Annotated in this window: 7 protein-coding genes; all 7 read left to right on the top strand. The window is 60.5% G+C overall.

From position 1 onward, the window contains the following. Nucleotides 1-449 (top strand): superoxide dismutase (locus tag ACIOVB_RS23655; RefSeq protein ID WP_401271827.1); only part of this gene is annotated, 449 nt, incomplete at its 5' end. Nucleotides 450-791: 342 nt separating this feature from the next. Next, a complete protein-coding gene (locus ACIOVB_RS23650; RefSeq protein ID WP_187678145.1) occupies nt 792-2,843 on the top strand; it encodes a bifunctional diguanylate cyclase/phosphodiesterase in 2,052 nt (683 codons plus the stop codon). Between the two features lie 137 nt (nt 2,844-2,980). Further along, on the top strand, nt 2,981-4,327 hold the full coding sequence (locus ACIOVB_RS23645) for an imelysin family protein (RefSeq protein ID WP_401271826.1): 1,347 nt from the start codon (nt 2,981-2,983) through the stop codon (nt 4,325-4,327). A gap of 262 nt (nt 4,328-4,589) precedes the next feature. Next, nucleotides 4,590-6,017 carry a di-heme oxidoredictase family protein gene (locus ACIOVB_RS23640; RefSeq protein WP_401271825.1) on the top strand — a complete coding sequence of 476 codons (1,428 nt, stop codon included), beginning with the start codon at nt 4,590-4,592 and terminating at the stop codon, nt 6,015-6,017. A 26-nt stretch (nt 6,018-6,043) separates the two neighbouring features. Further along, nucleotides 6,044-7,108 (top strand): imelysin family protein, encoded by a 1,065-nt coding sequence (locus tag ACIOVB_RS23635; RefSeq protein WP_401271824.1) that lies wholly within the window; start codon nt 6,044-6,046, stop codon nt 7,106-7,108. 14 nt (nt 7,109-7,122) lie between these two features. Next, nucleotides 7,123-8,223, top strand: coding sequence for a DUF1513 domain-containing protein (locus tag ACIOVB_RS23630; protein ID WP_401271823.1), 1,101 nt, complete (start codon nt 7,123-7,125; stop codon nt 8,221-8,223). Nucleotides 8,224-8,504: 281 nt separating this feature from the next. Beyond that, entirely contained in the window at nt 8,505-9,653 is a 1,149-nt protein-coding gene (locus ACIOVB_RS23625; RefSeq protein WP_401271822.1) for an efflux RND transporter periplasmic adaptor subunit, read from the top strand. Nucleotides 9,654-9,709 lie beyond the last annotated feature (56 nt).

Below are 9,709 nucleotides of genomic sequence, written 5' to 3'. Positions count from 1 at the left end.
GCCACCCCCCCCCCCCACTCGCCACGCCGTCCCCGCGCGCCACCCCCACCCCCGCCGCTCAGGTCTGGAACCACACTTTCTACTGGAACTGCCTGGCACCAAACGCCGGCGGTCAACCAACCGGCGCGCTGGCTGAAGCCATCAACGCTGCGTTCGGTTCGTTCGACAAGTTCAAGGAAGAGTTCAGCAAAACCTCGATCGGTACCTTCGGTTCCGGCTGGGGCTGGCTGGTGAAAAAGGCTGACGGTTCCCTGGCTCTGGCCAGCACCATCGGCGCCGGCAACCCGCTGACCAGCGGCGACACCCCGCTGCTGACCTGCGACGTCTGGGAACACGCTTACTACATCGACTACCGCAACGTTCGTCCTAAGTATGTCGAAGCGTTCTGGAACCTGGTCAACTGGAAGTTCGTTGCTGAGCAGTTCGAAGGCAAAGCCTTCACCGCTTAAGCTGCGCGCCAGACAAAAAACCCGGCTTTTGCCGGGTTTTTCATGCCTGTGATTTATGTCCACAGGGAGAGCATTTCTCTCACGAGGAAAGCTGGCTTTGACTGCTTGTCGCCGAGCCACAGCGGGCTAACATCAAACAGAGGAAAATTTCTTGCGCACCGCTCAAGTTGGGGGCAGAAACTACCGACATAGTACAAATAGGACTAATACTCCAGACAGCAGTATTTCGGCCAAGACCACAGGCGAATGACTTGAGGCCTGATTGTCCCTTTGACTGCAAACACGGGATTGCCAATACTCATGGCAAACTGACGCTACCCGCACGGAACAAGGAATAACCCTTTGAAGCTGGAACTCAAGAACAGCTTGTCGGTGAAGTTGCTCCGGGTCGTGCTCCTGTCAGCATTGATCGTCGGCGTGGTCTTGAGCTGCGCGCAGATCGTTTTCGACGCCTATAAAACCCGTCAGGCCGTGGCGGGCGACGCCGAGCGCATCCTCGACATGTTCCGTGATCCCTCCACTCAGGCCGTCTATAGCCTGGATCGGGAGATGGGCATGCAGGTGATCGAAGGCCTGTTTCAGGACGATGCCGTGCGCCAGGCCTCCATTGGCCACCCCAACGAAGCGATGCTGGCGCAGAAGTCCCGTGAGTTGCAGCATTCCAACAGCCGCTGGCTGACCGACCTGATTCTTGGGCAAGAACGCACGTTCACCACCCAACTGGTGGGACGTGGACCGTACAGCGAGTACTACGGCGACTTGAGCATCACCCTCGACACCGCCACTTATGGTGAGGGTTTTATCGTCAGCTCGGTGATCATCTTCATTTCCGGTGTGCTGCGGGCGCTGGCCATGGGTCTGGTGCTGTATCTGGTTTATCACTGGCTGTTGACCAAACCGCTGTCGCGGATCATCGAGCATCTGACCGAAATCAATCCGGATCGCCCCAGCGAACACAAGATTCCGCAGCTCAAGGGCCACGAAAAGAACGAACTCGGCCTCTGGATCAACACCGCCAACCAGTTGCTCGAATCCATCGAACGCAATACCCACCTGCGCCACGAAGCGGAAAACAGCCTGCTGCGCATGGCCCAGTACGATTTCCTCACCGGCCTGCCGAACCGTCAGCAATTGCAGCAGCAACTGGACAAGATTCTGGTCGACGCCGGCAAGTTGCAGCGTCGGGTCGCAGTGTTGTGTGTAGGGCTGGATGATTTCAAAGGTATCAACGAGCAGTTCAGCTACCAGACCGGCGACCAATTATTGCTGGCCCTGGCTGATCGCCTGCGCGCCCACAGCGGCCGCCTAGGCGCCCTCGCCCGTTTGGGCGGCGACCAGTTCGCCCTGGTGCAGGCCGATATCGAACAGCCTTACGAAGCTGCCGAACTGGCGCAAAGCATTCTCGATGACCTGGAAGCGGCGTTTGCCCTCGATCATCAGGAGATCCGCCTGCGCGCGACCATCGGCATCACCCTGTTCCCGGAGGACGGCGACAGCACTGAAAAGCTGTTGCAGAAAGCCGAGCAGACCATGACGCTGGCCAAGACTCGCTCACGCAATCGCTATCAGTTCTACATCGCCAGCGTCGACAGCGAGATGCGCCGCCGTCGTGAGCTTGAAAAAGACCTGCGTGACGCACTGATTCGCGATCAGTTCTACCTCGTCTATCAACCGCAGATCAGCTACCGCGATCACCGCGTGGTCGGGGTCGAGGCGCTGATTCGCTGGCAGCATCCGGAGCATGGTCTGGTGCCGCCGGACTTATTCATTCCGCTGGCCGAGCAAAACGGCACGATCATTGCCATCGGCGAATGGGTGCTCGATCAGGCCTGCAAGCAGTTGCGCGAATGGCACGATCAGGGCTTCGCCGATCTGCGCATGGCGGTCAACCTGTCCACCGTGCAACTGCACCACGCCGAGTTGCCGCGTGTGGTCAACAACCTGTTGCAGATGTACCGCCTGCCACCGCGCAGCCTGGAACTGGAAGTCACCGAAACCGGCCTGATGGAAGACATCAGCACCGCCGCCCAGCACCTGCTGAGCCTGCGTCGCTCCGGGGCGTTGATCGCCATCGACGACTTTGGCACCGGGTATTCGTCACTGAGCTACCTGAAAAGTCTGCCGCTGGACAAGATCAAGATCGACAAGAGCTTCGTTCAGGATCTGCTGGATGACGACGATGATGCGACCATCGTTCGCGCGATCATTCAACTGGGCAAGAGTCTCGGCATGCAGGTGATTGCCGAGGGCGTGGAAACCGCCGAGCAAGAGTCCTACATCATCTCCGAAGGCTGCCACGAAGGTCAGGGTTACCACTACAGCAAGCCGCTGCCGGCGCGGGAGCTCAGTGCCTACCTCAAGCAGGCGCAGCGCAGTAACGCGGCGATTCTCTGATACAGCGCATAAGCGTTGGCTAAATAAGAAATATTTCCAAGCACAACCCTTTACACATAATGCGAAAGATTTGCATTATGTCGCAGTTTTGCGCCCCCAGCGCGAGTCCACTCAACTACCGAAGCAGGATGTTCGCCATGATTCGTATGCCTCTGGCTACCGCCAGTCTGCTGGCCATCGCTATTTCCCTCGCCGGTTGCGGCGAAGGCAAAGACAAGGCTGCCGCCCCGGCCACGCCGACTCCAGCCGCCACCGCCGCCGCTCCAGCAGCCGCGCCTGCCGCTGCCGGTAAAGTCGACGAAGCCGCTGCCAAGGCAGTGGTCGCGCACTACGCCGACATGGTCTTCGCCGTTTACAGCGATGCCGAATCCACCGCGAAAATCCTGCAAACCGCCGTTGACGCTTTCCTCGCCAAGCCGAACGCCGACACCCTGAAAGCCGCCAAGGCTGCGTGGGTTGCTGCTCGCGTTCCTTACCTGCAGAGCGAAGTGTTCCGCTTCGGCAACACCATCATCGATGACTGGGAAGGTCAGGTTAACGCCTGGCCACTGGACGAGGGTCTGATCGACTACGTCGACAAATCCTACGAACACGCACTGGGTAACCCGGGCGCCACCGCCAATATCATCGCCAACACTGAAGTACAGGTCGGCGAAGACAAGGTCGATGTCAAAGACATCACCCCGGAAAAACTCGCCAGCCTGAACGAGCTGGGTGGTTCCGAGGCCAACGTTGCCACCGGCTACCACGCGATCGAATTCCTGCTCTGGGGCCAGGACTTGAACGGCACCGGCCCTGGCGCTGGCAACCGTCCTGCTTCGGACTACCTGGAAGGCGCCGGCGCCACTGGCGGTCACAACGATCGTCGTCGTGCCTACCTGAAGTCCGTGACCCAACTGCTGGTCAGCGACCTGGAAGAAATGGTCGGCAACTGGAAGCCGAACGTGGCTGACAACTACCGCGCCACCCTGGAAGCCGAGCCGGGCGAAACCGGTCTGCGCAAAATGCTCTTCGGCATGGGCAGTCTGTCCCTGGGCGAACTGGCGGGCGAGCGCATGAAGGTTTCCCTGGAAGCCAATTCCCCGGAAGACGAACAGGATTGCTTCAGCGACAACACCCACTACTCGCACTTCTACGATGCCAAAGGCATTCGTAACGTTTACCTGGGCGAGTACACCCGTGTTGACGGCACCAAGATGACCGGCGCCAGCCTGTCGTCGCTGGTGGCCAAGGCCGATCCGGCTGCCGACACCGCGCTGAAAGCTGATCTGGCCGCTACCGAAGCCAAGATCCAGGTCATGGTTGATCACGCTAAGAAAGGTGAGCACTACGACCAACTGATCGCGGCCGGCAACACCGCTGGCAACCAGGTCGTTCGCGACGCTATCGCATCGCTGGTCAAGCAGACCGGTTCGATCGAAGCCGCTGCCGGCAAACTGGGCATCAGCGACCTGAACCCGGACAACGCTGATCACGAGTTCTGATCAACCGCGTCTGACTGAAAAAGGCGACCTGCGGGTCGCCTTTTTCATATGTATTGTTCACAGTCCCCTGTAGGAGCTGCCGCAGGCTGCGATCTTTTGATCTGTCTTTTTAGAAGCAAGATCAAAAGATCGCAGCCTGCGGCAGCTCCTACAGGGAGTTTAGGTGTTGCGGCACATCAAGCAAACGATAATTCCTCTTATTCAAACTCCCTCGCCCTGTTAGACTTTGCGCCTTTGTTTTCGCACGTCTTCAGGATGTCTGATGCCCTCGCTGCCTCTTCGCTTGTCCGCACTGTTTCTGGCCCTGGGCCTGAGTGCCTGCGATGACGCCCCGCGCTTTACCCAGGCCGAGCCGGGTGAAGCACGCTCGGGTGGTGCAGCGACCGTGCGCAAGACCGATCAGAACGCGTTCTCCCTGCCTTCGGCCAACCTGCCGCCGTCACGCCGGGTGGATTTCAGCGTCGGCAACAGCTTCTTCCGCAGCCCTTGGGTGATCGCCCCGTCGACCACCACCGCGCGCGACGGCCTCGGCCCGCTGTTCAACACCAACGCCTGCCAGAACTGCCACATCAAAGACGGTCGCGGTCATCCGCCGGAGAACGGCGCGACCAACGCGGTATCGATGCTGGTACGCCTGTCGATTCCCGATTCGCCAGAGTTTGCCAAGCTGATCGAGCAGGTCGGTGTGGTGCCGGAGCCGGTCTACGGCGGCCAGTTCCAGGACATGGCGGTGCCCGGTGTCACTCCGGAAGGCAAAGTGCGAGTCGACTACACGCCGGTGCCTGTTCGATTCAAGGACGGCACCGAAGTCGAGTTGCGTAAACCGGTGTTGCAGATCACCCAACTTGGCTACGGGCCGATGCACCCGGATACGCGTTTCTCCGCGCGGATCGCGCCGCCGATGATCGGCCTCGGCCTGCTCGAAGCGATCCCCGAAGACGCAATCCTCGCCAATGCCACCGCGCAGGCCAAAGAGAAAAACGGCATCAACGGTCGGCCAAACCGGGTTTGGGACGACGAGTTGCAGAAAACCGTGATCGGTCGCTTTGGCTGGAAAGCCGGACAGCCGAACCTCAATCAACAGAATGTTCACGCGTTTTCAGGTGATATGGGCCTCACGACCAGCCTGAGGCCCTTCGATGACTGCAGCGACGCGCAAACCGCTTGCAAGCAGGCACCGAATGGCAATGGCCCGGACGGCGAGCCGGAAGTCAGCGACAACATTCTGCGCCTGGTGCTGTTCTACAGCCGCAACCTCGCTGTTCCTGCGCGCCGTGGCATCAACGATGAACAAGTGCTGGCCGGCAAAAACCTGTTTTTCCAGGCTGGGTGCCAGTCCTGCCACACTCCGAAATACACCACCGCCGCCAACGCGGCCGAACCTGAACTGGCCAATCAAGTGATTCGCCCGTACAGCGATCTGCTGCTGCATGACATGGGCGACGGTCTGGCCGACAACCGCACGGAATTCCAGGCCTCCGGCCGCGACTGGCGTACGCCGCCGTTGTGGGGGATCGGCCTGACGCAAGCGGTCAGTGGCCACACCCAGTTTTTGCATGACGGTCGCGCGCGCAATCTGCTCGAAGCGGTGCTCTGGCACGGCGGCGAAGCGAAAGCGGCCCAGCAACAGGTTTTATCGTTCAATGCCGGGCAGCGTGCCGCGCTGCTGGCGTTTCTGAATTCACTTTAAACACTTAAAAGAATCGGGAGCCCGACATGTTCCGTCCCAAGTTGTTGTTCACCAGCCTTGCCGCGCTCGCCCTCGGCGCTTGCTCGCCGCAGGATCCGCAAGCCGTCACTTCGGCCGCTATCGCCAAATCGGTGATTCTGCCGACCTACACCCGTTGGGTTGAAGCCGACAAGCAACTGGCCGTCAGCGCCCTCGCCTACTGCCAGGGTAAAGAACCCCTGGAAACCGCCCGCGCCGACTTCCTGCACGCGCAGAAAGCCTGGGCCGAGTTGCAACCGCTGCTGATCGGCCCACTGGCCGAAGGCAACCGTTCGTGGCAGGTGCAATTCTGGCCGGACAAGAAAAACCTCGTCGGCCGTCAGGTCGAGCAACTGGTCGTCGCCCAGCCGCAGATCGATGCTGCCGCACTGGCCAAATCGAGCGTGGTGGTTCAGGGCCTGTCGGCTTACGAGTACATCCTGTTCGATGCCAAGCCTGACGTTGCCAACGAAGAACAGAAAGCCAAGTACTGCCCGCTGCTGATCGCCATCGGCGAACGCCAGAAGCAACTAGCCGAAGAGATTCTGCAAAGCTGGAACAACACCGACGGCATGCTCGCGCAGATGAGCAAGTTCCCGAACCAGCGTTACGCCGACTCTCATGAAGCGATCGCCGACCTGCTGCGTGTGCAGGTCACCGCACTCGACACCCTGAAGAAAAAACTCGGCACGCCGATGGGCCGCCAGAGCAAAGGCGTGCCACAGCCCTTCCAGGCCGATGCATGGCGCAGCCAATCTTCCCTGACCGCACTGGAAGCGAGCCTTGCCGCCGCCAAAACCGTTTGGGAAGGCGTCGACAACAAAGGCCTGCGTGGCCTGCTGCCGGCCGAGCAAAAGCCGTTGGCTGACAAGATCGACGCTGCTTATGCCGCTTCGCTGAAACTGTTCGACAGCACCCAGCGTTCGCTCGGCGAAATGCTCGAAGACGACGCGGGTCGCCAGCAATTGAACGACATCTACGACAGCCTCAACGTCGTCCATCGCCTGCACGAAGGCGAACTGGCAAAGGCGCTGGGCATCCAACTGGGCTTCAACGCCAACGACGGTGACTGATGAGGGCAAGTGCCATGCTGCGACGCCAGGCTCTGACTTTAGGTAGTTTGCTGCTGGGAGCAGTGACACTGGGCGGCTGGACGCTGTTCAAGCGCAAGGATCAGAGCCCGTTGTTGCTCTCGGCGCGCGACGATACCGACGGCAAACACTACGCCGTCGGCTACCGACTGGACGGCACGCGGGTATTCGCCACGCAAGTCGGCCAGCGTTGCCACGACATCATCAACCACCCGACGCTGTCGATTGCGCTGTTCGTCGCCCGCCGCCCGGGCACCGAAAGCTATCTGATCGACCTGCGCGACGGCACGTTGCTGCAAACCGTGACGTCGCAGCCGAACCGGCATTTCTACGGCCACGCCGTGGTGCACAAGGACGGCGAATACCTGTACGCCACCGAAAACGACACCACTGATCCCGGTCGTGGCCTGCTCGGGGTGTACAAGTTCGAAGGCGAGCGGCTGGTGCACAGCGGCGAAATTTCCACCCACGGCCTCGGCCCGCATCAGGTGTCATGGATGCCGGATGGCGAGACGCTGGTAGTGGCCAACGGCGGGATTCGTACCGAGGCGGAAAGCCGCGTCGACATGAACCTCAACGCCATGGAGCCAAGCCTGGTATTGATGCAGCGCGACGGCACCCTGCTGAGCAAGGAAACCCTCGCCCAGCAGATGAACAGCGTGCGCCATCTGGGGATTGCCAGCGACGGTACCATCGTCGCCGGCCAGCAGTTCATGGGCGCGTCCCACGAGCGTTCGGAGCTGCTGGCGATCAAGCGTCCGGGCCAACCGTTCACGGCGTTCCCGGTGCCGGAGCATCAGTTGCAATCGATGGGTCACTACACCGCCAGTGTCGCGGTGCACAGCGATTTGCGTCTGGTGGCGTTGACCGCACCGCGCGGCAATCGCTTCTTCATCTGGGATCTGGACACCGGCGAAGTGCGCCTCGACGCACCGTTGCCCGATTGTGCCGGCGTCGGTGCCGTGCAGGACGGTTTTGTCGTGACCTCGGGTCAAGGGCGCTGCCGTTACTACGATTGCCGTCAGGATGAACTGCTGGCCAAACCGCTGGAATTGCCGGCGGGGCTCTGGGACAACCATCTTCATCTGATGGCGTGAACCAGTAATATCCCTGCGTTTACAGAACTTTGTGGTGAGGGGATTTATCCCCGATGGGTGGCGAAGCCGCCCCAAACCAGCAACCGCGGTTTATCAAATGAACGGCGTGCGACGGGTTTACGACTGCTGCGCAGCCGGTCGGGGATAAATCCCCTCACCACGGTTTTTGTGTTCAGCCGTCCTCTGCTCTCTAACCTGTAAAAACTGCCAGTTGGAATCCCCCCTGTACTCGGAGTAATGTTCCCGCCTGTCTCGCCTGATTTATCCAAGGAAATGGAAATATGCTGCGTCGCCGCATGCTGATCATGTTGGGTGTTGTCTTGCTGATCGTCCTGGTGCTGGGCGGTTATAAAGCCTTTTCGATCTACACCATGATCCAGGGTTTCTCCAAGCCGAAACCGCCGATCAGTGTCGCCGTGGCCAATGCCAGCGAGCAGCCGTGGCAGATGCGCCTGCCCACCGTCGGCACGCTCAAGGCGCTGCAAGGCGTCGAGCTGAGCCTGGAAGTCGCCGGCACCGTTACCGAACTCAAGTTCGAATCCGGGCAGAAGGTCAAGGCCGGGCAACCGCTGCTGCAACTCGACAGCGCCGTGGAAACCGCCCTGCTGGAAACCGCCAGGGCTGACCTGGGCCTGGCGCAACTGGACTTCGGCCGTGGCAGCCAACTGGTCGACAGCCGCGCGATTTCCAAAGGCGAGTACGACCGGCTCTCGGCGGTACTGCAAAAGAACAAGGCCACGGTCAACCAGCTCAATGCCTCGCTGGCGAAGAAACGCATCCTCGCCCCCTTCAGCGGCACCATCGGCATCCGTCAGGTCGACGTCGGCGACTACCTCGCCAGCGGCACAAAAATCGCCACCCTGCAGGATTTGAGCAGCCTCTACGCCGACTTCTATGTGCCCGAGCAATCGGTGCCGAAACTGGCCATCGGCCAACCGGTGAATATCTCGGCCGGCGCTTACCCCGGGCAAAATTTCCCGGGCAAGATCAGCGCGATCAACCCGATCGTCGAAAGCAGCACCCGCAATATTCTGGTGCGCGCCACCCTCGCCAACCCCGACAGCAAATTGCTGCCGGGCATGTTCGCCAGCCTCGAAGTGCTGCTGCCCAATCCACAGAAGCACGTCGTGGTACCTGAGAGTGCGATCACGTACACCCTCTATGGCAATTCGCTGTACGTGGTCGGACAGAAGAAAGCCGAGGACGGCAGCGTCGAGAAAGACGACAAGGGCCAACCGGTGCTGATCGCCGAACGCCGCTTCATCGAAACCGGTGAGCGCCGCGATGGCCTGGTAATGATCAACAAGGGCGTGCAGAGCGGCGAACAAGTGGTGACGGCCGGCCAGATCAAACTGGACAACGGCGCCCACATTGCCATCAGCGACGACAAGACCCTCGGCGAGCAGAACAGTCCGCGCCGCGCCGACTGAGGAAGGAAGCCGCATGGCTTTTACTGATCCGGTCCTCCGCCGCCCGGTGCGCGCCA

Origin of the sequence: Pseudomonas sp. NPDC087639, assembly GCF_044743385.1 — a bacterium.
Classification (GTDB): Bacteria; Pseudomonadota; Gammaproteobacteria; order Pseudomonadales; family Pseudomonadaceae; genus Aquipseudomonas.
The sequence above is the reverse complement of the archived record's forward strand: the minus strand, read 5'-3'. Positions and strand labels throughout refer to the sequence as shown.

Coding starts and splice junctions, on each gene's coding strand:
- ACIOVB_RS23645 (WP_401271826.1), top strand. CDS start 2,981: ATGATTCGTATGCCTCTGGCTACCGCCAGTCTGCTGGCCATCGCTATT.
- ACIOVB_RS23640 (WP_401271825.1), top strand. CDS start 4,590: ATGCCCTCGCTGCCTCTTCGCTTGTCCGCACTGTTTCTGGCCCTGGGC.
- ACIOVB_RS23635 (WP_401271824.1), top strand. CDS start 6,044: ATGTTCCGTCCCAAGTTGTTGTTCACCAGCCTTGCCGCGCTCGCCCTC.
- ACIOVB_RS23630 (WP_401271823.1), top strand. CDS start 7,123: ATGCTGCGACGCCAGGCTCTGACTTTAGGTAGTTTGCTGCTGGGAGCA.
- ACIOVB_RS23625 (WP_401271822.1), top strand. CDS start 8,505: ATGCTGCGTCGCCGCATGCTGATCATGTTGGGTGTTGTCTTGCTGATC.